The sequence below is a fragment of the Tsukamurella conjunctivitidis genome (assembly GCF_007858475.1).
In the GTDB taxonomy this organism is placed as follows: Bacteria; Actinomycetota; Actinomycetes; order Mycobacteriales; family Mycobacteriaceae; genus Tsukamurella; species Tsukamurella conjunctivitidis.
This window is the reverse complement of sequence record NZ_VIGX01000003.1, coordinates 61,560-83,759: the sequence shown is the minus strand read 5'-3', so window position 1 is coordinate 83,759 and position 22,200 is coordinate 61,560. Positions and strand designations below refer to the sequence as shown.

The following is a 22,200-nucleotide window of genomic DNA, read 5'->3' as shown; positions in this document are numbered from 1 at the left end:
TCATCCCCTACATTCGGCACCCGAAATTATCCACAGCGTGGGTAATATGACCGCATGATCGCCCACACGTCCCGCTTCGTGATGCCTCCCGCGTCCGTCCTCCGTGCTCGCGAGAAGCTGGTGCTCGACCACTTCCACGACGAGGTCCGGCAGGACTGGGACGCGACGCTGGAGACCTTCCCGCACCCGCACTACGAGCTGATCGCCCCGATGACCGTGCACGACGGCGACGAGGAGGTGCGGAACTACTACGCGGACACGCGTGTGGCCTTCCCCGACCAGGACCACGAGCTCATCGCGTTGCGGCACAGCGTGGACGCGGTCATCGTCGAGTTCTGGCTGCTCGGCACCCAGCGCGGCCCGCTCGGCGCGATCCCGCCGACCGGGGGCAGCCATCGCACCCGCATGACGGCCTACTTCGTGTTCGACGAGCAGGAGAGGCTGGTCGCCGAGCGGATCTACTTCGACCAGCTGACCATTCTCCGGCAGCTCATCGCCGGGCTGAACCTGCGCAGCCCGCGCGGGCTCCTGACGCTGGGGAGGGTCCTCCTCGGCGCCCTACGCATGTCCGGGCGGGACGCGGACCCCAGGCTGACGCGGACGACGCCGCCCCGCTTGGACGACTGAGGCCCGCGGCGATCATTCCTCGTCGTCGGGCGCGGTGGCCTCGATCAGCTCGTCGGTCGTGACGGTCGTGGGGTCCGGGCGCGGCGCATCCGCGTCCTCGGGCGCGGCGGCGGTGTCGATCGGCTCCGCTCCGGACTCGGGCTCGGCGGCCGGCTCGATCGTGCCGGCCGGTTCGGCGGAGGCACCCACGTCGCGCGGCGAGCTTCCGGAGTCGATGGTCGCGGTCGGGGGCTTCTCGGTCTCCTCCTCGGCGGCGGCGATCCCGGCGCCGGAGAGGGTGATGGCTGCGGTGACGACGATGGTTGCGAGAGTGCGCATGTCGGAGTCCTGGGCTCGGCGGCTGTGGGGGCGACCGTTCCTTCATCGCGTGACTGAGCCTACGCCGGGCGGCCCCGTCGCGCAGGCGAGGTTCTAACCTCGAACGCGTGACTGCGACGGGGTGGCGGGCCGGATGGGCGAAAGCGGACATCACGGGGGAGCCGTGGGGCGTGGGACTGATGGGCTACGGCATGCCCGGCCAGCGCGGCCGAGGCCTGCTGACCCGCCAGTGGGCCCGTGCCGTCGTCCTCGCGACCCCCACGCACCGGGTGGCCCACGTGGTCGCCGACATCGGGATGTTCTTCCAGGCCGCGGTCGACGAGATCACCGACCGGCTGGACGCCGCGACCTGCGGTCGGCTCTCCGCCGCGAACGTGGTGCTCACCGCGACCCACACCCACTGCGGACCCGGGGGCCACGGCCGGCACCGGCTCTACAACATCACCACCCTGGGGCATCATCGCCGTACGTTCCACCGCCTGGTCGACGGGGTGGTGCGCGCCGTCCTCGACGCCGAGGCCGCCCTCGCACCGGCCGCACTGTCGCTGGCCCGGGGTGAGCTGCTCGACGCCTCGGTCAACCGCAGCCCGAGTTCCTTCGACCGCAACCCGGACCGCGACCGGATGCCGCAGCGGATCGACCCCGCGGTCACCCTGCTGCGCGTCGAACGCGACGGCGAGCTCCGCGCCGCGATCGACTGGTTCGCCGTGCACTGCACGTCGATGGGCAACGGCAACCGCCTGATCAGCTCCGACAACAAGGGCTGGGCGGCGTCGGCGTGGGAGGCCGCCGAGCGCGAGCGCCACCCCGACTTCGTCGGCGTCTTCGCCCAGACCAATGCGGGCGACATGTCGCCGAACCTCGGCGGCGTCGCGGGGCACGGCCCCACCGACGACGAGCGGGACAACACCGCCGAGATCGGCCGACGCCAGCTCGCCGCCGCACGCCGGCTGGCCGCCGCGCCCGGCCGCCCGCTGACGCCCACGATCGACCACCGGATCACGTACGTCGACTTCGGAGCGGTCCACACCGCGTCCGGACCCACCGGGCGGGCGGTGCTCGGGGCCGCCTTCGCCGCGGGCACGTCCGACGGGCTCGGGTCGCCGGCCTTTCATCAGGGGCTCGGCAACCGCATCGGGGCCGTGAGCCGCGCGCTGTACCGCCGCCGCCCGGTGCTCGCCGCCCAGCAGGCGCCGAAGGAGATGTTCCTGCCCGCCGGCGCGCTCGGCTGGGTCCAGGAGCGGCTGCCGGTGCAGCTGGTGCGGCTGGGGGAGCTGCACCTGCTGTGCCTGCCGGTCGAGGTCACCGTCATGGCGGGCGCGCGCCTCCGCGACGCCGTCGCCGCGGCCGCGGGGATCGCCGCCGACGACGTGCTGGTCCAGGGGTACGCCAACGGTTACGCGCACTACCTCACCACACCCGAGGAGTACGACGCGCAGCGCTACGAGGCGGGGAGCACCGTCTTCGGGCGCAATCAGCTCGCCGCCTTCGCCGAGGCGGCGCAGCGGCTCGCGGCCGACCTCGCCGCGGGACGCCCGTCCGAGCCCGGCACGCCCCCGCCCCGGCAACGGCCCGGGCGGATCGGCGCACCGTCGGGCTCGACGCTGCTGAGCGGTGCCCGCCCCGTCCGCGTGGCCGCGGTGCGGACGCCCGGCCCCGATGGCCGGCTCGCGGTCGACTTCGACTGCCCGCACCCGAACCGGTCGATCCCCGCCGGCTACACGCGGGTCGAGCGGCGCGACGGAGACCGCTGGGTCCCGGTCGCCGGAGACGACGACCCCTCGACCGAAATCGTCTGGCGGCGTAGGGGAATCACGTTCAGGGCGACGGTCCTCGTCGACCTCGCGGGGCGGGGCGGACGGTACCGTGTCGGCTACGCCGAGGCGATCCCGGGCCGGTACGTCTGGGCCGAGGTGCGCGTGGCCCCGCCGCGGCCCGGCGGTCAGAGCCGGGCGAGCGCCGCGACGGGTGACTCCACGTAGTCCGCGAACAGCCGGAGGAAGCCGCCCGCCTCGCCGCCGTCGCACACCCGGTGGTCGAAGGCGAGGGAGACCTGGGCGACTTTGCGGGCGACGACGGCACCGTCGACCACCCAGGGCCGGTCGATGATCCGCCCGATCCCGAGGATCGCGGCCTCGGGGTGGTTGATGATCGGCGCGGAACCGTCGACGCCGAAGACGCCATAGTTGTTGAGCGTGAACGTGCCGCCCGTCGGCCGTCCGAGCGGCAGCGCGCCGTCGCGGGCGAGCGCGGTCGTCTCCGCCAGCCGCCGCGCGAGTTCGACGGTGGTCAGGGTGTCGGCGTCCGCGACGACGGGGACGACGAGCCCCCGCGGGGTCTGCGCCGCGATGCCGAGGTGCACGCGCCCGTGCTGGACGATCTGCCGGCGGTCCGCGTCCACGGAGGAGTTGAGCTGCGGGAACCGGCGCAGCGCAGCCACGGCGAGTCGCGCCAGCAGCGCGAGCAGGCTCACCCGTTCCGCATCCGGGAGCGTCGCGTTCATCGCGTCCCGCGCGGCGAGAAGCGCGGTGGCGTCCACGTCCACCCAGGTCGTGGCCTCCGGTATCTCCCGGCGGCTCGTGGTCAGCTTGTCCGCCACGGCTTTCCGGAGCCCGTTCAGCGGGATCCGCACGTCGCTGCGCGATGCCGCGGGCGGCGGGACCGCGGCGGCGGGGGAGGGCGCCTCGCTGCGGGCGGCGAGCGCGGCATCGACGTCCGCCCGCCGGATCACCCCGCCCACGCCGGACGGCCGCACCGTCGCCAGGTCCAGTCCGTGTTCCCGGGCCAGGTCGCGTACCACGGGCGAGATGACCCGCGCCACGGACGGCGCGGGCCGCTCCGGGACGGGTGCGGCGACGGACTCGGACGGCGGTACGACGGTGCGTTCGGCACGCGCCGTCCGGCGGCGGCGGGCGGGCTCGTCCTCGCTCGTCCCGTACCCGATGAGCACGTTGCCGGACGGGCCGTCGGGGCCCGGCGCGGCGGTGCTCGCGGTTCCCGGCACGCCGACCGAGATCAGCGGCGAGCCGACGCGGAGCGTCTCGCCCGGCGCGCCGTGGAGGGCGACGACGGTACCCGCGAACGGGACCGGCACCTCGACGGCGGCCTTGGCCGTTTCGACCTCGACGACCACCTGATCGACGGTCACGGTGTCGCCGACGCGGACGCGCCACGACAGGATGTCGGCCTCGGTGAGTCCTTCGCCGAGGTCGGGCAGCAGGAAGACCCGATCGCTCACGCCGTCACCACCCACCGGGGATCCACGCGGTCGCTCCACTGCAGTCGGTCGACGGTGTCCAGGATCCGGTCCACTCCGGGCAGGTGGAAGCGCTCGAGTTTGGGTGGCGGGTAGGGGATGTCGAGGCCGCTCACCCGCAGTACGGGGGCGTGCAGGTGATGGAAGCAGCGTTCCTGCACCCGGGCGGCGATCTCGGCGCCGACGCCGGCGAATCCCTGCGCCTCCTGCACCACCACGCACCGGCCGGTGCGCCGCACCGACGCCGCCACGGTCTCGTCGTCGAACGGGACGAGGGTGCGCAGATCGACGACCTCGAGCGAGAGCCCGTCCTCCGCGGCCGCGGCCGCCGCGTCGAGGGCGACACGGACCGCCGGCCCGTAGGCGATCAGCGTCGCGTCCGTGCCCTCGCGTCGCACGACAGCCCGTCCCATCGGCTCGCCGACGGCGAGATCGGTGTCGGCGGAGGCGAAGTAGAGGCGCTTGGGTTCCAGGAGGACGACGGGGTCGGGGTCGTCGATCGCACGCCGCAGCAGCGTGTAGGCGTCGTCGACCGTGGCGGGCGCCGCGACCTTCAACCCGGGCGTGTGGACGTAGTAGGCCTCGCTCGAATCGCAGTGGTGCTCCACCCCGCCGATCCCGCCGGCGTAGGGCACCCGGATCACCATCGGGACGGAGAGCGCGCCGCGGGTCCGATTACGCAGCTTGGCCACGTGCGAGACGATCTGCTCGAACGCGGGGTACGCGAAGGCGTCGAACTGCATCTCCACCACGGGCTTGAAGCCCGCCATGGTCATGCCGACGGCGAAGCCCACGATCCCCGACTCGGCGAGCGGCGTGTCGAAGCACCGGTCGGCGCCGAACTCGCGGGTCAGGCCGTCGGTGACGCGGAAGACGCCGCCGAGCGTGCCGACGTCCTCGCCGAAGACGACCACGGCGGGGTCCGCGGCGAGCGCGTCCCGCAGGGCGGTGTTGAGCGCCTGGGCCATCGTGTGTCGCGGCATGTCTCAGCCCTCCAGGGGGTCGCCGCGGCGGCGAGCTCGGCCTCCACCTGCGCCTGTTGCTCGCGCAGCTGAGGGGTGGGTTCGGCGTAGACGTGCCGGAACAGGTCGGCGGGGTCGACGGGGCGGTCGGCGTTCATCCGGGCGCGCAGAGCGGCCGCGGCCGCTTCGGCCTCGTCGGCGACCGCGGCGACGAAGGCGTCGTCGATCCGGCCCCGCGCGCGGAGGTGGCGCTCCAGCCGGGTGATGGGATCGCGGCGGACCCACTCCTCGACCTCCGCGGACGTGCGGTAGCGGGTCGCGTCGTCGGCGTTGGTGTGGGCGTCGATGCGGTAGGTGTGCGCTTCGACGATCACGGGCCCGTTGCCCGAGCGCACGAAGTGGGCGGCCTCCTGCATCACACCGAGCATGGCGATGGGGTCGTTGCCGTCGACCTGCTCGGAGCCGATGCCGTAGCCGACGCCCTTGTGCGCGAGGCTGGGCGCGGCGGTCTGCCGCGAGAGCGGGACGCTGATGGCGAAGCCGTTGTTCTGCACGAGGAAGACCACGGGTGCGTGGAAGACGGCCGCGAAGTTGAGCGCCTCGTGGAAGTCGCCCTCGCTGGTGCCGCCGTCGCCGCAGAGGGCGAGCGCGATCGTGTCGGTGCCGCGCAGGTGCTCCCCGTGCGCGACACCGGCCGCGTGCAGCAGCTGAGTGGCGAGCGGTGTGCACTGCGGCGCGGTGCGCAGCGCCGTGGGATCGTAGCCGCAGTGCCAGTCGCCGGCCAGGAGCGTGAGCACCTGCACGGGATCCACCCCGCGGGCGGTGAGCGCGACCGAGTCGCGGTACGTGGGGAACATCCAGTCCGTGGGGCGCAGGCACATCGCCGCGGCGATCTGGCACGCGTCCTGCCCGTGGGAGGACGGGTAGACGGCGAGCCGCCCCTGCTTCGTGAGCGCCGTCGCCTGCGCGTCGAACCGTCGCCCGAGCACCATGAGGCGGTACATCTCCGCCATCCGGTCGTCGTCGGGGTGGGGATAGCGGGCGTGCGAGTCGGTGAGCTCGCCCGCCTCGTCGAGGTACTGCACGGGCGTGTCGGCCGGAAGGAACTTCCGGTACGTCGGTTCGCCCGTGAGGTCCGTGGTCGTGGTCACGTCGTCCTCCCTGATCCGGCTGCCCGTCGAGAGTCGCACCGCGGGGACGGTATTCCCGCGATACCCGCCGGTAGCGAGACGATCGTCGTAGAGTCGAGGCGGATTCGAGCAGATCGTCCCAGATCGGGGCGTGACACGGGACGGAGCTGGACGGATGGCGGACGGTGTCGAGCACCCCTCGTTGGACGACTTCGACCGGCGCATCCTGCAGGTGCTCGCCGAGGACGGCCGGATCTCGATGCGGGCGCTCGCCGAACGCGTGCACGTCTCGCGGGCGAACGCCTACGTGCGCGTCGAGCGCCTGGAGCGCAGCGGGGTGATCCGCGGCTACACGGCACGGATCGACCCGGCGCGGGCGGGCTCGGGTACCTCCGCGTTCATCGGGCTGTCGATCCGCCAGGACTCGTGGAAGCGCGTCGCCGCACAGCTGCGCGAACTGCCCTTCGTGGAACATTTCGCGCTGGTCGGCGGCGATTTCGACGTCCTGGCCCTGGTTCGGACGCCGGACAACGCCGCCCTGCGCGACGTGGTGCTCGAGCGGCTGCAGGGGGTGGACGGGGTGCGCGCGACCCGCACGTGGCTCATCTTCGACGAGGCCGACGGTCCGGGGGCGCTCGGGCCGCCCGGTCCGGGCGTCGGGCCGCCCGGTCCGGGCGCAGCCGGATAGCGCGACGGCCCGGCCACCGCGGAGGTGGGCCGGGCCGTCCGTCGAGCGGGAGCTGCGGTCAGACGACGCCGAGCGCGAGCATCGCGTTGGCGACGCGGATGAAGCCGGCGATGTTCGCGCCGGTCACGTAATCGCCGGGGCTGCCGTACTCGTCGGCGGTCTCCAGGCAGCGATCGTGGATGCCGCGCATGATGTCGGCGAGCCGGTCCTCGGTGTAGTCGAAGGACCAGGAATCGCGCGAGGCGTTCTGCTGCATCTCCAGCGCGCTGGTGGCCACGCCGCCGGCGTTGGCCGCCTTGCCCGGCGCGAAGGAGACCTTGGCCTCGGCGAAGAGCTTCACGGCGTCCGGGGTGCACGGCATGTTGGCGCCCTCGGCGACGAAGTTCGTCCCGTTCTTGATGAGCCGGTCGGCGGCGTCGCCGTCGAGCTCGTTCTGCGTCGCGCAGGGCAGCGCGATGTCGCAGGGCACGTCCCAGACGGAGCCGCCGGGCACGAAGATGGCGCCGCGCTCGGCCGCGTAGACGTCGATCCGGGCGCGGCGGCGCTCCTTGACGTCCTTGAGCAGCTCCAGGTCGATGCCCTTCTCGTCCACCACGTAGCCCGACGAGTCCGAGCAGGCCACGACGGTGCCGCCGAGCTGCTCCACCTTCTCCGTCGCGTACACGGCCACGTTGCCCGAGCCGGAGACCACCACCCGCTTGCCGTCGAACGAGTCGCCCTGCGTCGTGAGCATCTCGCGCAGGAAGAAGACCGCGCCGTAGCCGGTGGCCTCCGTGCGCACCTGCGATCCGCCCCAGGTGAGGCCCTTGCCCGTGAGCACGCCCGACTCGTAGCGGTTGGTGATCCGCTTGTACTGGCCGAACAGGTAGCCGATCTCGCGGCCGCCCACGCCGATGTCGCCCGCGGGGACGTCGGTGTACTCGCCGATGTGGCGGTAGAGCTCGGTCATGAAGGACTGGCAGAAGCGCATGATCTCGCCGTCGCTGCGGCCCTTGGGATCGAAGTCCGAGCCGCCCTTGCCGCCACCGATCGGCAGGCCGGTCAGCGAGTTCTTGAAGATCTGCTCGAAGCCGAGGAACTTCACGATGCCCAGGTACACCGACGGGTGGAAACGCAGGCCGCCCTTGAAGGGGCCGAGGGCGGAGTTGAACTCGACGCGGAACCCGCGGTTGAGCTGCACGTTGCCGTTGTCGTCCTGCCACGGCACCCGGAAGATGATCTGGCGCTCCGGCTCGCAGAGGCGGCGGATCACCGCCGCGTCCACGTATTCGGGGTGCTTGGTGACCACCGGCGCGAGCGAATCGAGGACCTCTTTCGCGGCCTGGTGGAACTCGGTCTCCCCGGGGTTGCGCCGGAGGATCTCGTCGTACAGCGTCCCCAGCGTGCCCTCAACGTGCACCATTGCACAGTCCCTTCTGTCCGTAATGACCGTCAGGGGCACATTACGGTGTGGGCGATTGCAGCAGGCTCGCACCCTGCGCCCGACGGGACCGCGGTCCCGTCGTCGTCACCCGCGCGGGCGGAACTCGTCGACGTAGCCCAGGATCGCCTTCTGGACTACGGGCCAGTAGCGGTTCTGGGACTGCGAGGGGAGGTAGATGTTGTGCCCCGCGCCGGGCAGCAGCACGGTCTCGCCACGGCCGCCCTTGGAGCGCAGGGCCGCGACGAAGGCCTCGCATCCCGCGGGCCGGACGATGCGGTCCGCAGTGCCGTTGAAGCACGTCACCGGGACCTTCGGATTGATGTTCTGGATCGGGTCGGCCACCGCGAACTGCTGCGGGAACTCGTCGGGCAGGCCCAGGAACAGCCGGGTGTTGACGTTGCCGTCCGCGACCGCGCGGCGCATGTCGAGCACGCCGCCCATCGACACGACGGCGGCCGGGGTCACCGCGGGCACGCTGCCCATGGCGCCCGGCGTCAGCATCGACCGGGCCGAGGCCCACACCGCGAGCTGGCCGCCCGCGGAGTGTCCGGCGACCACCACGTCGTTCAGGTCGAGGTTCGGTGCGTACTGCGCCTTGACGGTCTGCAGGAAATCGATCGCCGCGGCCGTGTCGGTGAGCGTGACGGGGTATCCGCCGCCCGCCCCGATCCGGCGGTACTCGACGTTCCACACCGCGACGCCGTGGCTGACCAGCGAGCGCGCCATCTCCGACATCGATCCCGCCGCCGACGGCGTGCGCCAGCCACCGCCGTGCAGCAGCACCACGACGGGGATCTGCGCGGGGAGCTGGATCGTCGTCCGCGCGCTGAGCGGGCCGCCCGACGGGTTCTGCTGCAGCGCCGGATTGGCCGGCAGGTAGAGCTCGCCGTAGTTCTGTTCCGGGTCCGGGGCGCCGTCCGGCACCGGGTAGACGATGCGCTGCGGCTGCGTCACCGGGAACTTCCCGACCAGCGACGCCGCGTTCATCGGCGGGTACGAGGCCGAGGGGGACGCGGGCGCCGACGACGAGGGAGCACCCGTGCCACCGTGAACGGTGGTGGTGCACGCCGTGCTGACGAGCACGGAAAGGCATACGGCGGCGCCGATCAGCGGCCGCCGGGCGCGCGCGAACTGCACGTCGACCCTCTCTCGCCCGGCGGGGCGGTTTCTGGCGTTTCCGTCCGGAATCCTAAGGCAACCCTGGCTCGAACTGCTAGTGCGGGCGGTCCGCTGTGACAGGTGCGGCTGGTCCGGGCCACGGTCCGGGCTGGATAATGAGGGAATGAGCGTGCTCCCCATTCGCATCTATCCGGACCCCGTCCTGCGCACCCCCGCGGACGAGGTGACGGTCTTCGACGCTGACCTCGCGCGACTGGTCGACGACATGATCGACACGATGCACCACCACAACGGTGCCGGACTGGCCGCTCCGCAGGTCGGCGTGAGCAAGCGGGTCTTCGTCTACGGCTGCGGCGGCCGTGAGGGCCACCTGATCAACCCGGTGTGGCGCGCCGTCGGCGAGGAGATGCAGACCGCGGCCGAGGGCTGCCTGTCGATCCCGGAGGTGCGGGGCGACTGCACGCGGCACATGCACGTCGTCGCCGAGGGCGTCGACGTCACGGGGGCGCCCGTCACCCTGGAGGCGACGGAGATCCTGGCCCGCTGCATCCAGCACGAGAGCGACCATCTGGACGGCGTGCTGTACCTCAGCCGTCTCGATCCCGAGGAGCGCAAGGCCGTGATGCGGGTGATCCGCAGTTCGCCGTGGTTCACCGACCCGGCGGCCACCCTGGGCGCGGGCGCGGCCGGGAGTCGCGGCTGATGCGGCTGCTGTTCGCGGGTACTCCCGAGCCCGCCGTTCCGGCGCTGCGCGCGCTGCTCGACTCCGGTCACGAAGTCGTCGGCGTGCTGACCCGTCCCGACGCCCGCTCCGGCCGCGGCCGCGGCGTGCGGCGCTCGCCCGTCGGGCAGGTCGCGGACGAGGCGGGGATCCCGGTGCTCACCCCCGCCACGCTGCGCGATCCGCAGGCGCGGGCCGCGATCGTCGAACTGGCACCCGACTGCTGCCCGGTGGTGGCGTACGGCGGGATGATTCCGCCCGACCTGCTGGACGTCCCGGCGCACGGCTGGATCAACCTGCACTTCTCCCTGCTGCCCGCCTGGCGCGGCGCGGCGCCCGTGCAGGCCGCCCTCGAGGCCGGCGACGAGGTCACCGGCGCGTCCACCTTCCGGATCGAGGCGGGCCTGGATACGGGCCCGGTGTTCGGCGTGCTCACCGAGCGGATCCGGCCCGACGACACCGCGACGGCGCTGCTCGCGCGACTGGCAGAGCACGGCGCGGAGCTGCTCACGCGCACCGTCGACGGGGTGGAGGCCGGGGCGCTGCAGGCGCAGCCCCAGTCGCCGGACGGCGTCTCGCACGCGCCCAAGGTCACCGTCGACAGCGCCCGGGTGCGGTTCGATCGGCCCGCCGGCGCCGTCGACCGGCACATCCGCGCCATGACCGACGCGCCCGGTGCGTGGGTGCCCTTCGGCGAGGCACGGCTCAAGCTGGGCCCGGCGGTCGTCGACGGGGAGACGACGGGGCTCGCTCCCGGCGAGCTCCGGGTGACCAAGCGCGCGGTCTTCGTCGGCACCGCGACCGCCGCGCTGCGCCTGGGCACCGTGCAGCCCCCGGGGAAGAAGCCCATGCCCGCCGCCGATTGGGCGCGGGGCGCGCGCATCGAGGACGGCACGATCATCGGAGTCGAACAGTGAAGCATCGCCCGAGTCCGGCGGAGAAGAACCGCCCGAGTCCGGCGGAGAAGAACCGCCCGAGTCCGGCGGGGAAGAACCGCCCGAGTCCGGCGGGGACCGATCCCGCCCGCAGCGCCGCGCTGCAGACCCTCGCCGCGGTTCGTGAGCGCGGTGCGTACGCGAACCTCGTGCTGCCCGGCCTGCTGCGCGAAGCGAGGCTCAAGGGGCGCGATGCCGCCTTCGCGACGGAGCTCACCTACGGCACCTGCCGTGCGCAGGGCCTGCTCGACGCGGTGATCGAGAACGCCTCCGGGCGCTCGACGGCCGACATCGACGGCCCCGTGCTCGACGCGCTGCGGCTCGGCGTCTACCAACTGCTCCGCACCCGGGTGGGCGCCCACGCCGCCGTCTCCGAGACGGTGGACTCCGTGAAGGAGACCTCCGGGCGCGGCGCGTCCGGCTTCGTCAACGCGGTGCTGCGCAAGGTCTCGCGCGATGACGAGGACACCTGGGTCGCCCGGGTCGCGCCGCCCGCCGCCGACGATCTCCTCGGGCACCTGGCGATGCAGTACGCGCATCCGCGCTGGATCGCCGAGGCCTTCTGGGAGTCCCTGCGGGCCAACGGCATCAACTCGATGGGGCAGCTGCAGGCGCTGCTCGCCTCCGACGACGCCCGGCCGCCCGTGCACCTCGTCGCGCGACCGGGGGAGATCTCGGCCGACGAACTGGCGCTCATCGTCGAGGGCGAGATCGGCCGGCTCTCGCCCTACGCCGTGTACCTGCCCGGCGGGGATCCGGGTGCGCTCGAGCCCGTCCGCGACGGCCTCGCCGGCGTGCAGGACGAGGGCAGCCAGCTCGTCGCCCGGGCCGCGGCCGTCGCGCCGCTCGAGGGCGCCGACGCCGGCCGCTGGCTCGACCTCTGCGCCGGACCGGGTGGCAAGGCTGCCCTGCTGGGCGCGCTCGCCGCGATCGACGGCGCGCGGGTCGACGCCGTGGAGCCGGCCGAGCACCGCGCCGAGCTGGTCCGGAAGGCGGTGACAGGGCTACCGGTCGACGTGCACGTCGCCGACGGCCGCGAATCCGGGCTCGAGCCGGGCTACGACCGCGTGCTGGTCGACGCGCCGTGCTCGGGCATCGGCGCGCTGCGGCGGCGCCCCGAGGCGCGGTGGCGCAAGCAGCCGTCGGACGTCGAGGGCCTCGCGGTGCTGCAACGGGAACTCCTGACCGCGGCCGCGGCGCTCACCCGGCCGGGCGGCGTCGTGCTCTACGCGACCTGCTCGCCGCACGTCGCCGAGACGCTGGGCATCGTCGGTGACGACGACCTGCTGGCGACCGCCGGACTGGAGCGGATCGACACGCGCCCGCTGGTTCCGGAAACAGACCTGGCGCTGGGCGACGGCCCGCACGTGCAGCTCTGGCCGCATCTGCACGGCACCGACGGGATGTTCTTCCAGGCGCTCCGTAAGCGCTGAGACGGCGAACGGCCCGCTTCCGAGAGCCGGAGGCGGGCCGTTCGTGTCTGCTGCGGTCGGGGCGTCAGCCCTTGAGGACGCCGCCCTTCGAGAACTCCTGGGTGAGGACGCCGCCGGGACCCGGCTTCGCGTCACCCTTCGGGTAGCCCATGCCGAACGCGCCGCCGCCCTTGACCCACTGGTCCTTGATCTTGCCGGAGACGACGTGCGCGCCCGCCTCGGGCGACCAGACGATCGAGCCGTTCTGGAAGTCGTTGTAAGCGCCCGCCACGGAACCGGCGGTGGCGCCGCCGACGGAGAGCTCGCTCATCAGCGGGAAGCCCAGCTTGCCGGTGGGGCCACCCTGCTTGAGGTACAGGTCGCGGATGGCGCCCGTGACGCCGGCGGCCTTGCCGCCGTTCACCTTCGGATTCCAGTAGATGGTCCCGTTGGTGAACTCCTGCACCTTGGAACCGCCCGCGACGTCCTTCTCCACGCCCAGCGGCTGGCCGTACTTCTTCTGGCCGCCGTCCTTGGTGAAGGTGTCCTTGATCGCCCCGGTGACCGCGAACTTCAGCGGCTCGTCGGGCGTGGTGTCGGCGGCGGGGGTGGTCGCCGCGGCCTGGCCGGCGAGCAGCTGACCGAGGAGCTTCTGCGCGTTCGGATCGCTGCCGAACATCTTGACCAGCGTCGCGACGTCGGTCGTGGGCAACTGGCCGGTCGCCAGGATCTGCTGCACGCCCGGGATCTTCGCCAGCTCCGTCAGCGCGGGCTGTGCGGACGCCGGGACCGCGTTCGCGGTGGAGACGAGCGGGGTGCTCGCCGCGCCGGGCGCAGCGGCTGCGGGAGCGGCGGCAGGGGCTGCGGCAGGGGCTGCGGCGGGAGCGGCGGCAGGGGCCGCAGGGGCCGCGGGGGCGACGGGGACCGCCGGCACGGCGGGATCGGCCAGGGCGGGACCCGCGGCGAAGACGGTGGCCGCGGCGACCGCCACGAACGTGGTCAAGGTGGTGCGTGCGATCCGCATGACGACCTCTCAACAATCGACGGCACGAGAGTTACCCGTGTGACTAATGATGCTGATGTTACTAAAGTGATTAGTCGAATTCAATGCAGTGGCGATCCGGCGTGGCGAGCGGCGGCATCAGGGGACCGCTGCGCGTCCACGACCTACAATGCTGCGCATGTCCTCGCCGATGATCGCGCCGTCCATCCTCTCCGCCGACTTCGCCCGGCTCGGGGCCGAAGTCGAGGCCGTGGGCGGGCCGGAAGGCGCCGACTGGGTGCACGTCGACGTGATGGACAACCACTTCGTCCCGAACCTCACCCTCGGGCTGCCCGTCGTGCAGAGCCTGCTGAAGGCCACGACCATCCCGCTGGACTGCCACCTGATGATCGACGACCCCGCGCGGTGGGCGCCGCCGTACGCCGAGGCCGGGGCGTACAACGTGACCTTCCACGCCGAGGCCACCGGCGATCCGGTGGCCGTCGCCAAGGACATCCGCGCCGCGGGCGGCAAGGCCGGCCTCGCGATCAAGCCCGGCACCGCCTTCGAGCCCTACGCCGAGATCCTCAAGAGCTTCGACACCCTGCTGGTGATGAGTGTCGAGCCGGGCTTCGGCGGTCAGTCCTTCATCGCCGACGTGCTGGACAAGGCGCGGCAGGCGCGCCGCCTCGTCGATTCCGGGGAGCTGCGGCTGCTGGTCGAGATCGACGGCGGCATCAACGCCGACACCATCGAGCAGGCCGCCGCAGCCGGCGTCGACTGCTTCGTCGCCGGATCCGCCGTCTACAACGCCGCCGACCCGGCGGAGGCGGTGCGCAAGCTCCGCGCTCAGGCCGCCGCCGTGCCCCGCGGCTGACGGTGGACCTGCAGGACGCACTCGCGCTCGCCGTCGAGGAATCGGTGGCCGCTCGGGGGACGAGCACGCCCAACCCGCCCGTCGGGGCGGTGATCCTCGCCGCCGACGGCACCGTGGCCGGACGGGGCCGGACCGCGCCCGCGGGTGGGCCGCATGCGGAGGTCGTGGCCCTGGCCGAGGCGGGGGAGGCGGCGCGCGGTGGCACCGCCGTCGTCACCCTGGAGCCGTGCGATCACACCGGCCGCACCGGCCCCTGCACGCAGGCGCTCCTCGCCGCCGGGATCGTGCGCGTCGCCTACGCCCTGGCCGACCCCAACCCGCTCGCCGCCGGTGGCGCGCAGACCCTGCGCAAGGCCGGTCTCGAGGTGGAGCACCTCGAGACCGAGCCGTGGCCGCTCACCGAATGGCTGTTCCGGCAACGCCACGGCCGCCCGATGGTCACGGTCAAGATCGCGGCCACCGTCGACGGCCGGATCGCCGCCCCCGACGGCACGAGCAAGTGGATCACGGGCCCCGCGGCGCGCGAGCGCGCGCACGCCGAGCGCGCCCAGCTCGACGCGATCATCGTGGGCACGGGCACGGTTGTCGCCGACGATCCCGCACTCACCGCCCGCCGCCCCGACGGATCGCTCCATCCGCACCAACCGACGCGAATCGTCATGGGGGAGCGGTCGATTCCTGCGCAGGCCGCCGTCCTCACCGGCCCGGGCGAGGCGATCCACGTGCGCACGCACCGTCCCGAGGATGCCCTCGCGGCGGCGGGCGACGCGGTCAACGTGCAGGTCGAGGGCGGCTCGCACGTGATCGGCGCCTTCCTCGCCGCAGGCCTCGTCGACCGGGTGCAGGCGTACATCGCCCCGGTTCTCCTCGGTGCCGGCCTGCCCGCCCTCACCGTCCCCGGTGTCGGCACGCTCGGCGATGCGCTCCGGATGCGGATGCACGCCGTCGAACGCGTCGGCGACGACGTCCTGCTCACGTTGCTGCGCTGACCCGCGGACCTTCCCTTTCGTTCGACGTGAACCCAACACTTGGGGGCACGGCGAACGAGTGCTACCTTCGGAAGCGGAAGTTCTCAGGGCGGGGTGCGATTCCCCACCGGCGGTGATGGACTCCGGGCGATCCCGGTGTTCGAGCCCGCGAGCGCCCCACCGCGAGGTGGGGGTCAGCAGATTCCGGTGCGATCCCGGAGCCGACGGTCATAGTCCGGATGAAAGAGAACTACGCGGGTCGTTCCCGCGTCGTCGTGCCGCCCTGAGGCCGAAGTGGCAGGAGCGGCGGATGTTCACCGGCATCGTCGAAGAGCTGGGCGTGATCACCGCCCGCGAGGATCTCCCGGATGCGGCCCGATTCACGGTCCAGGGCGATCTCGTCACCTCCGATGCGAAACACGGCGATTCGATCGCGGTCAACGGTGTCTGCCTCACGGTCGTCACGGTCGAGGGCGGTGCGTTCACCGCCGATGTCATGGAGGAATCGCTCCGTCGCAGCTCGCTGAGCAAACTCGGCCCCGGCGACCGCGTCAACCTCGAGCGCGCCGCCGCCGTGAACTCCCGTCTCGGCGGCCACATCGTCCAGGGCCACGTCGACGGCACCGGCCACGTCCTGAGCCTGAGCCCGTCCGAGCACTGGACGGTCGTGCGCCTCGCCCTGCCGGAGCAGCTGGCCCGCTACGTCGTGGAGAAGGGCTCCATCACCATCGACGGCGTCTCGCTCACCGTCTCCGCACTGGGGCAGGGGGTGACCGGCGACGACGCGCAGCACTGGTTCGAGGTCTCGCTCATCCCCACCACCCTCGAGCTGACCAACCTCGGTGGGGCCGAGCCCGGCACCGTCGTCAACCTCGAAGTCGACATCGTCGCCAAGTACGTCGAGCGCCTGACCGGTTTCGCCGGGCGCGAGGAGGAGAAGTAGCCATGACCAGGTTCGATTCCATCGAGCGCGCCATCGAGGACATCGCGGCCGGTAAGGCCGTCGTGGTGGTCGACGACGAGGACCGGGAGAACGAGGGCGACCTCATCTTCGCCGCCGAGAAGGCGACCCCCGAGCTGGTGGCCTTCATGGTCCGCTACACCTCGGGCTACCTGTGTGTGCCGCTCGACGGCGCCACCTGCGACAAGCTCGGCCTCCCGCCGATGTACTCGACGAACCAGGACAAGCACGGCACCGCCTACACCGTCACCGTCGACGCCAAGGCGGGCGTGGGCACCGGCATCTCCGCGGCCGACCGTGCCACCACGATGCTCAAGCTGGCCGACCCGAGCTCGACCGTCGACGACTTCACCCGCCCCGGCCACGTCGTGCCGCTGCGCGCGAAGGACGGCGGCGTGCTGCGCCGGCCCGGCCACACCGAAGCCGCCGTCGACCTCGCCACCCTGGCCGGGCTCGCCCCCGCCGGCGTGATCTGCGAGATCGTCTCCGAGAAGGACCCGGGCGGCATGGCGAAGTCCGACGAGCTGCGGGTCTTCGCCGACGATCACGGACTCGCGATGATCTCCATCGCCGACATGATCGCCTGGCGCCGCAAGCACGAGAAGCACGTCGTGCAGGTCGCCTCCGCGCGCATCCCCACCCGCTACGGCGACTTCCAGGCCGTCGGCTACACGTCGGTCCACGACGACGTCGAGCACGTCGCGCTGGTCAAGGGCGACGTCACCGCCGACGGCGGCGCCGACGTCCTGGTCCGCGTGCACAGCGAGTGCCTCACCGGCGACGTCTTCGGCTCGCTGCGCTGCGACTGCGGCCCCCAGCTCGACGCCGCGATGGAGATGGTGGCGCAGGAGGGACGCGGCGTCGTCCTCTACATGCGCGGCCACGAGGGCCGCGGCATCGGGCTCATGCACAAGCTGCAGGCCTACCAGCTGCAGGACGGGGGAGCCGACACCGTCGACGCGAACCTCCAGCTCGGCCTGCCCGCCGACGCCCGCGACTACGGCCTCGGGGCGCAGATCCTCGTCGATCTCGGCATCACCTCGATGCGCTTGCTCACCAACAACCCGGCCAAGCGCGTCGGCCTCGACGGCTACGGCCTGCAGATCACCGAGCGGGTGCCCATGCCGCTGCGCGCGAACGCCGAGAACATCCACTACCTGCGCACCAAGCGCGACCGTATGGGTCACGACCTGCGCGACCTCGACCACTTCGACCAGGGAGGTACCGCGTGAGCGGCGCTGGAATCCCCGACATCACCCTCGACGGGGCCGCCGACCTGCGGCTCGCGATCGTCGCATCGCGCTGGCACGACACCGTCTGCGAGGCGCTCCTCGCCGGGGCCGTCCGCACCGCCGAGGCGGCGGGCGTCACGCACGTGACGATCGAGCGGGTGGCCGGCGCGGTCGAACTGCCGGTCGTGGCGCAGCAGCTCACCACGAACCACGACGCCGTCGTGGCGCTCGGCGTCGTGATCCGCGGCGGCACCCCCCACTTCGAGTACGTCTGCGACGCGCTCACCGCGGGCCTGCTGCGCGTCTCGCTCGACGCCGGCGTGCCCGTCGGCAACGGCGTGCTCACCACGAACACCGAGGCGGAGGCCCTCGACCGTGCGGGCCTGCCCGGTTCGGCCGAGGACAAGGGCGAGCAGGCCGCGTCCGCGGCGCTCGACACCGCGCTCACGCTGCGCAAGCTCCGGGCGGCCCGATGAGCCGCATCGCCCTCGTACAGGCCACGTGGCACCGGAACATCGTCGACCGCGCCCGCGACGGCTTCGTCGAGGAGTGGCGGAACCTGGGCCACGACGGTGCCGAGGTCGACCTCTTCGAGGTGCCCGGCGCCTACGAGATCCCGTTGACCGCGAAGCGGCTGGCGTCGACCGGGCGGTACGCCGCGATCGTCGCCGCCGGGCTGGTCGTCGACGGCGGCATCTACCGCCACGAGTTCGTCGCGACCGCGGTCATCGACGGCCTCATGCGGGTGCAGCTCGACACCGACGTCCCCGTCTTCTCGGTGGTGCTCACCCCGCACCACTTCCACGAGCACGGCGAGCACGTCACCTACTTCGAGCGGCACTTCGTGCAGAAGGGCGCCGAGGCCGCGCGCGCCGTCGACGCCACGCTCGCGGTGCACGCCGCGCTCCCGACCGCCTAGCCGACACACGTGCGCGGCGACCCACGGTCCGGTTTACGTAGAATGGCCGCGTGATGACCGACGCCACCACGCAGCCCGTGCTCGACGTGACCCCGCGCAAGATCAAGATCTACGCCTGGTCCTTCGCCGTGGTGCTGGTCCTGGGCCACGCCTTCGTCGCCTGGCTGCTCAAGGCCGGTGGCGACTCGGGGCTCACCTTCCGGCTGTCCGACCAGATCGGCATGGTCGTGATCGGCCTGATCCTGGCGGGCGGTTCGCTCCTGTTCGCCCGCCCGCGGCTGCGCCTCGGTCCCGACGGGGTGTCGGTGCGCAACCTTCTGAATGAGAACACCTACCCGTGGGACATCGTCGAGGGCTTCTCGTTCCCCGAGGGCGCGCAGTTCGCGCACCTCGAACTCCCGCGCGACGAGTTCGTCGCGATCTGGGCCATCCAGGCGCGGGACGGCGAACTCGCGGTGCAGTCGCTGGACCGCGCCCGCGAGATCGCCGCCGTCTACCAGCGCTGAGGCGCTACTTGATCGTGCCGCCGCGGCCGTGGAGCAGGGTCATCAGCTGCGTGAGCTGACCCTCCTGCGCCGCCGTGCGCGCGAAGCTCGTCAGGTTGAGCAGCGGAGTGAAGCGCTTGCGGGCGATGCCCTTGGCGTAGGTGAACTCGCGCAGGCCGTCGGGGCCGTGGATGCGGCCGAAGCCCGACTCGCCGACACCGCCGAAGGGCAGGTTCGGCACGCCCGCGAAGGTGATGATGCCGTTCACCGCGGCCATGCCGGAGCGGATCCGGTCCGCCAGCTCCATGCCGCGGGCCTTGGAGAAGACCGTCGCCGCGAGGCCGTACTTGGTGGCGTTGGCGAGCTCGACGGCCTCGTCCATCGTCTCCACCTTGGCGACGGTCACCGTCGGGCCGAAGGTCTCCTGCGTCACGGCGATCGAGTCCTCCGGGACGTCGACGAGCACCGTCGGCTGGACGAAGCGCTCGCCGACCGCGTCGATCCCGCCGACGAGGGCACGGCCGCCGCGGGCGAGCGCGTCCTCGATGTGCGACTTGATGATCGGCAGCTGGCTCGGCATCGTGATCGGACCGATCTTCGAGTCGTCCGAGTCGTTCGCGGTGACCTCGCGGGCCTTCGCGACCAGCTTCTCCAGGAACGGGTCGTAGACGTCCTTGTGCACGTAGACGCGCTCCACGCCGACGCACGTCTGGCCGGCGTTGGCGAACGCGCCCCACGCCGCGGCGTCCGCGGCGGCGTCGAGGTCGGCGTCGCGGTCCACCAGGAAGGCGTCCTTGCCGCCGGCCTCGATCACCACGGGCGTCAGGGTCTCGGCGCAGGCCGCCATGACCTTCTTGCCCGTGTTGGTGGAGCCGGTGAACGCGACCTTGTTCACGCCGGAGGTGCAGAGCGCGTTGCCGGTCTCGCCGAGGCCGGTGACCGTCTGCAGCACGGGGCGGCCCACGGCCTCCTCGAAGGTGCGGGCCAGCCAGACCCCGACGCCGGGGGTGTACTCCGAGGGCTTGAAGACCACGGCGTTGCCGGCGGCGAGGGCGTAGGCGATCGAGCCCATCGGGGTGAAGACGGGGTAGTTCCACGGGCCGATCACGCCGACCACTCCGAGCGGGTGGTAGCGCACCGTCGCCGACTGGTTCGCCATGACCAGGCCGGAGCCGACGCGCCGCGGCCCGAGGACCTTCTTCGCGTGCGAGGCGGCGTACGAGAGATGATCGATGCCGAGCGCGGCCTCGAGCAGCGCGTCGCCGTGCGGCTTGCCCGTCTCGTCGTGGACGATCTGCGCCAGCTGGTTGATCCGCCTGGTGATCACGCCCTTCCAGGTGTTGAGCGCCTGCTTGCGCCCGTCGAAGCCGATCTCCTGCCACCAGTCGGCCTGCTCGCGGGCCCGCGCGACGACGGCGTGCACGTGGTCGGCCGAGTGGATGGGATAGGTCTCGACCACGTCACCCGTGCGGGGGTTGAGGGAGTCGAAGGTCGTCGTGTTCGCTGCAGTCATGCTGACTTCCTGATCTCGTCGGCCGCCTTCTCGGCGATCATGATGGTGGGGGCGTTCGTGTTACCGCGGGTGATCATCGGCATGACCGAGGCGTCCACGACGCGCAGTCCCTCGGTGCCGCGGACGCGCAGCTGCGGGTCGACCACGGCGTCCTCGCCGGACCCCATGGCGCAGGTACCCACGGGGTGGAAGAGCGTCTGGCCGTATGTGCGGATCAAGGCGAGGAAGTCGTCGTCGGACGGATCCTCGGGCACGTGCCAGGGCTTGCCCAGGTTGCGCGCGAGCGGACCCTGCCGGCACAGCTCGAAGCCGGCCCGGGTGCCGGCGAGGAGGGCGTCGAGATCCGCCGACTGGTCGAAGTAGTTCGGTTCCAGCGACGGGTGCCAGTCGGGGTTCGCCGAGCGCAGCCGCACCTGGCCGCGACTGGCGACGTTGACCAGGGTGGGGCCGCAGATGAAGCCGCGCTTGGTCGGCTCGTGAAGCATGTTGTCGTAGAAGCCCGAGCCCATCACGTGGTACTGCAGGTCCGGGTGCTCGAGATCGTCGCGGGAGCGGTAGAAGCCGCCCGCCTCGCCGCCGTTCGAGGCGAGCGGGCCGTTGCCGAAGATCTTCCAGCGGAGGAGGTTCTGCAGGTTCTGCGCCTCCATGAGGTCGCTGACGCCGTGGGTGTCGAAGATGATCGGCACGATCGGGTGATCGTGCAGGTTGGCCCCCACGCCGGCGAGGGCCACCCGGGTGTCGATACCGAACTCGGCCAGGTGCTCGGCCGGGCCGATGCCCGAGAGCATCAGCAGCTGCGGCGAGTTGATCGCGCCCCCGGACAGGATCACCTCCCGGCGGGCGCTCACGGTGTGCTCCGCGGCCTGCTGCTTGAAGGTCACCCCCGAGGCGCGGTCACCGTCGAACTCGATCCGCCGGGCGGTGGCGCCCAGCGCGACCGTGAGGTTCGGCCGCGACCGCGCCGGTTCGATGTAGGCCTTGTCGGTCGACCAGCGCCGGCCGCCCTTGCAGGTGACCTGGTACAGGCCGGCGCCGTCCTGGGTGGCGCCGTTGAAATCGTCGTTGGGCTTGAGCCCGGAACTGACGGCGCTCTCGACCCACGCGCTGACCAGGGGGTGGGTGTAGACCCGGTCCTCGACGTTGAGCGGGCCCCGCGTGCCGTGGAAGTCATCGCGCCGGGCGGTGTTGTTCTCGGCCTTGATGAAGTACGGCAGCACGTCGTCGTAGGACCAGCCCTGCGCGCCGTACTCCGACTCCCAGGCGTCGAAATCCGCGCGGTTGCCGCGGATGTAGATCATCGCGTTCATCGACGAGCAGCCGCCGAGCGCCTTCATCCTCGGCCAGTACGTGGGACGGTCGTCCAGGTGCTTCTGCGGGGTGGTGGTGTAGTTCCAGTCCCACTTGGTCTTGAACAGCGCGGAGAAGGCGAGCGGGATGTGGACCTCGTCCGCATCCGCCTCGCCGCCGGCCTCGAGGAGCAGGACGGTGACGCCCGGATCCTCCGACAGTCGCGCCGCCATGACGGCGCCCGCGCTGCCGGCCCCTACCACGATGTAGTCGTACTCGTCCGCCGGCAAACCCGCTCCTCGCGTCGTTCCAGTGCTTGCCCACGAAGTTACTCGGAAGTCTCGCGATCGTGAACGGAATCGGCAGGTTCGACGGGGCCGATCGG

At 72.1% G+C, this 22,200-nt stretch carries 21 protein-coding genes, 1 pseudogene and 1 riboswitch; of the genes and pseudogenes, 13 read left to right on the top strand and 9 right to left on the bottom strand.

Annotation, left to right across the window (positions count from 1 at the left end; all coding sequences use genetic code 11):
- Nucleotides 1–54: 54 nt before the first annotated feature.
- Complete coding sequence (locus FK530_RS07445; protein ID WP_146486404.1) at nucleotides 55–627, top strand: ester cyclase; 573 nt, start codon at nucleotides 55–57, stop codon at nucleotides 625–627.
- A 12-nt stretch (nucleotides 628–639) separates the two neighbouring features.
- Here the strand turns inward: FK530_RS07445 and FK530_RS07440 are convergent, their stop codons facing one another.
- On the bottom strand, nucleotides 640–945 hold the full coding sequence (locus FK530_RS07440) for a hypothetical protein (RefSeq protein WP_146486403.1): 306 nt from the start codon (nucleotides 943–945) through the stop codon (nucleotides 640–642).
- A 107-nt stretch (nucleotides 946–1,052) separates the two neighbouring features.
- Here FK530_RS07440 and FK530_RS07435 point away from each other — a divergent pair, with 107 nt between their 5' ends.
- A complete protein-coding gene (locus tag FK530_RS07435) occupies nucleotides 1,053–2,927 on the top strand; it encodes a neutral/alkaline non-lysosomal ceramidase N-terminal domain-containing protein (RefSeq protein WP_146486402.1) in 1,875 nt (624 codons plus the stop codon).
- Here the strand turns inward: FK530_RS07435 and FK530_RS07430 are convergent.
- From FK530_RS07430 to pdhA, 3 genes and pseudogenes are all read right to left on the bottom strand, one after another.
- Complete coding sequence (locus FK530_RS07430; RefSeq protein ID WP_146486401.1) at nucleotides 2,888–4,183, bottom strand: dihydrolipoamide acetyltransferase family protein; 1,296 nt, start codon at nucleotides 4,181–4,183, stop codon at nucleotides 2,888–2,890. The two genes, FK530_RS07435 and FK530_RS07430, sit on opposite strands and share 40 nt — an antisense overlap.
- Nucleotides 4,180–5,184, bottom strand: a complete 1,005-nt coding sequence (locus tag FK530_RS07425) for an alpha-ketoacid dehydrogenase subunit beta (protein ID WP_146486400.1) — start codon at nucleotides 5,182–5,184, stop codon at nucleotides 4,180–4,182. Before FK530_RS07425 ends, FK530_RS07430 begins: the two co-directional genes overlap by 4 nt.
- Nucleotides 5,185–5,210: 26 nt before the next feature.
- Nucleotides 5,211–6,329 (bottom strand): annotated as a pseudogene (gene pdhA / locus FK530_RS07420) (pyruvate dehydrogenase (acetyl-transferring) E1 component subunit alpha); the annotation flags it as partial.
- A gap of 139 nt (nucleotides 6,330–6,468) precedes the next feature.
- On the opposite strand from pdhA, the gene FK530_RS07415 reads away from it, so the two are divergent.
- Nucleotides 6,469–6,981, top strand: a complete 513-nt coding sequence (locus FK530_RS07415; RefSeq protein WP_146486399.1) for an Lrp/AsnC family transcriptional regulator — start codon at nucleotides 6,469–6,471, stop codon at nucleotides 6,979–6,981.
- A 58-nt stretch (nucleotides 6,982–7,039) separates the two neighbouring features.
- On the opposite strand, the gene gdhA is transcribed toward FK530_RS07415, so the two are convergent.
- The gene (gene gdhA / locus FK530_RS07410) at nucleotides 7,040–8,383 is read right to left on the bottom strand and encodes an NADP-specific glutamate dehydrogenase (protein ID WP_146486398.1); all 1,344 of its coding nucleotides are present in this window, start codon (nucleotides 8,381–8,383) and stop codon (nucleotides 7,040–7,042) included.
- Nucleotides 8,384–8,488: 105 nt separating this feature from the next.
- A complete protein-coding gene (locus tag FK530_RS07405; RefSeq protein ID WP_158645045.1) occupies nucleotides 8,489–9,541 on the bottom strand; it encodes an alpha/beta hydrolase family protein in 1,053 nt (350 codons plus the stop codon).
- A 145-nt stretch (nucleotides 9,542–9,686) separates the two neighbouring features.
- On the opposite strand from FK530_RS07405, the gene def reads away from it, so the two are divergent.
- From def to FK530_RS07390, 3 genes are read left to right on the top strand one after another with little or no spacing between them, the layout of a single operon-like run.
- Nucleotides 9,687–10,226, top strand: a complete 540-nt coding sequence (gene def / locus FK530_RS07400; protein WP_146486396.1) for a peptide deformylase — start codon at nucleotides 9,687–9,689, stop codon at nucleotides 10,224–10,226.
- Nucleotides 10,226–11,161: a methionyl-tRNA formyltransferase gene (locus FK530_RS07395; protein WP_146486395.1), complete on the top strand. Its 936-nt coding sequence runs from the start codon at nucleotides 10,226–10,228 to the stop codon at nucleotides 11,159–11,161. The genes def and FK530_RS07395 overlap by 1 nt, the downstream gene beginning before the upstream one ends.
- The gene (locus tag FK530_RS07390; RefSeq protein ID WP_146486394.1) at nucleotides 11,158–12,612 is read left to right on the top strand and encodes an RsmB/NOP family class I SAM-dependent RNA methyltransferase; all 1,455 of its coding nucleotides are present in this window, start codon (nucleotides 11,158–11,160) and stop codon (nucleotides 12,610–12,612) included. Before FK530_RS07395 ends, FK530_RS07390 begins: the two co-directional genes overlap by 4 nt.
- Nucleotides 12,613–12,676: 64 nt before the next feature.
- Here FK530_RS07390 and FK530_RS07385 read toward each other — a convergent pair whose 3' ends face one another.
- Nucleotides 12,677–13,615, bottom strand: coding sequence for an LGFP repeat-containing protein (locus FK530_RS07385; protein ID WP_146486393.1), 939 nt, complete (start codon nucleotides 13,613–13,615; stop codon nucleotides 12,677–12,679).
- A gap of 157 nt (nucleotides 13,616–13,772) precedes the next feature.
- Here FK530_RS07385 and rpe point away from each other — a divergent pair, with 157 nt between their 5' ends.
- The 7 genes from rpe to FK530_RS07350 all read left to right on the top strand — a co-directional run bounded on the left by rpe (nucleotide 13,773) and on the right by FK530_RS07350 (nucleotide 19,036).
- Nucleotides 13,773–14,450, top strand: coding sequence for a ribulose-phosphate 3-epimerase (rpe, locus tag FK530_RS07380; protein WP_146486392.1), 678 nt, complete (start codon nucleotides 13,773–13,775; stop codon nucleotides 14,448–14,450).
- A gap of 2 nt (nucleotides 14,451–14,452) precedes the next feature.
- The gene (gene ribD / locus FK530_RS07375) at nucleotides 14,453–15,439 is read left to right on the top strand and encodes a bifunctional diaminohydroxyphosphoribosylaminopyrimidine deaminase/5-amino-6-(5-phosphoribosylamino)uracil reductase RibD (protein WP_146486391.1); all 987 of its coding nucleotides are present in this window, start codon (nucleotides 14,453–14,455) and stop codon (nucleotides 15,437–15,439) included.
- Nucleotides 15,440–15,514: 75 nt separating this feature from the next.
- Nucleotides 15,515–15,673, top strand: a riboswitch (FMN riboswitch).
- Nucleotides 15,674–15,728: 55 nt separating this feature from the next.
- Complete coding sequence (locus FK530_RS07370; RefSeq protein WP_114515028.1) at nucleotides 15,729–16,361, top strand: riboflavin synthase; 633 nt, start codon at nucleotides 15,729–15,731, stop codon at nucleotides 16,359–16,361.
- Nucleotides 16,362–16,363: 2 nt separating this feature from the next.
- Entirely contained in the window at nucleotides 16,364–17,611 is a 1,248-nt protein-coding gene (locus tag FK530_RS07365; RefSeq protein ID WP_146486390.1) for a bifunctional 3,4-dihydroxy-2-butanone-4-phosphate synthase/GTP cyclohydrolase II, read from the top strand.
- On the top strand, nucleotides 17,608–18,087 hold the full coding sequence (gene ribH / locus FK530_RS07360; RefSeq protein WP_146486389.1) for a 6,7-dimethyl-8-ribityllumazine synthase: 480 nt from the start codon (nucleotides 17,608–17,610) through the stop codon (nucleotides 18,085–18,087). The genes FK530_RS07365 and ribH overlap by 4 nt, the downstream gene beginning before the upstream one ends.
- Nucleotides 18,084–18,530: a 6,7-dimethyl-8-ribityllumazine synthase gene (locus FK530_RS07355; protein ID WP_146486388.1), complete on the top strand. Its 447-nt coding sequence runs from the start codon at nucleotides 18,084–18,086 to the stop codon at nucleotides 18,528–18,530. The genes ribH and FK530_RS07355 overlap by 4 nt, the downstream gene beginning before the upstream one ends.
- A 53-nt stretch (nucleotides 18,531–18,583) precedes the next feature.
- Nucleotides 18,584–19,036, top strand: a complete 453-nt coding sequence (locus FK530_RS07350; RefSeq protein WP_146486673.1) for a PH domain-containing protein — start codon at nucleotides 18,584–18,586, stop codon at nucleotides 19,034–19,036.
- A gap of 4 nt (nucleotides 19,037–19,040) precedes the next feature.
- On the opposite strand, the gene FK530_RS07345 is transcribed toward FK530_RS07350, so the two are convergent.
- Together FK530_RS07345 and FK530_RS07340 are read right to left on the bottom strand one after the other, a co-directional pair.
- On the bottom strand, nucleotides 19,041–20,528 hold the full coding sequence (locus FK530_RS07345; protein WP_146486387.1) for an aldehyde dehydrogenase family protein: 1,488 nt from the start codon (nucleotides 20,526–20,528) through the stop codon (nucleotides 19,041–19,043).
- Nucleotides 20,525–22,105 (bottom strand): GMC family oxidoreductase, encoded by a 1,581-nt coding sequence (locus FK530_RS07340; protein WP_146486386.1) that lies wholly within the window; start codon nucleotides 22,103–22,105, stop codon nucleotides 20,525–20,527. The genes FK530_RS07345 and FK530_RS07340 overlap by 4 nt, the downstream gene beginning before the upstream one ends.
- Nucleotides 22,106–22,200: the final 95 nt, after the last annotated feature.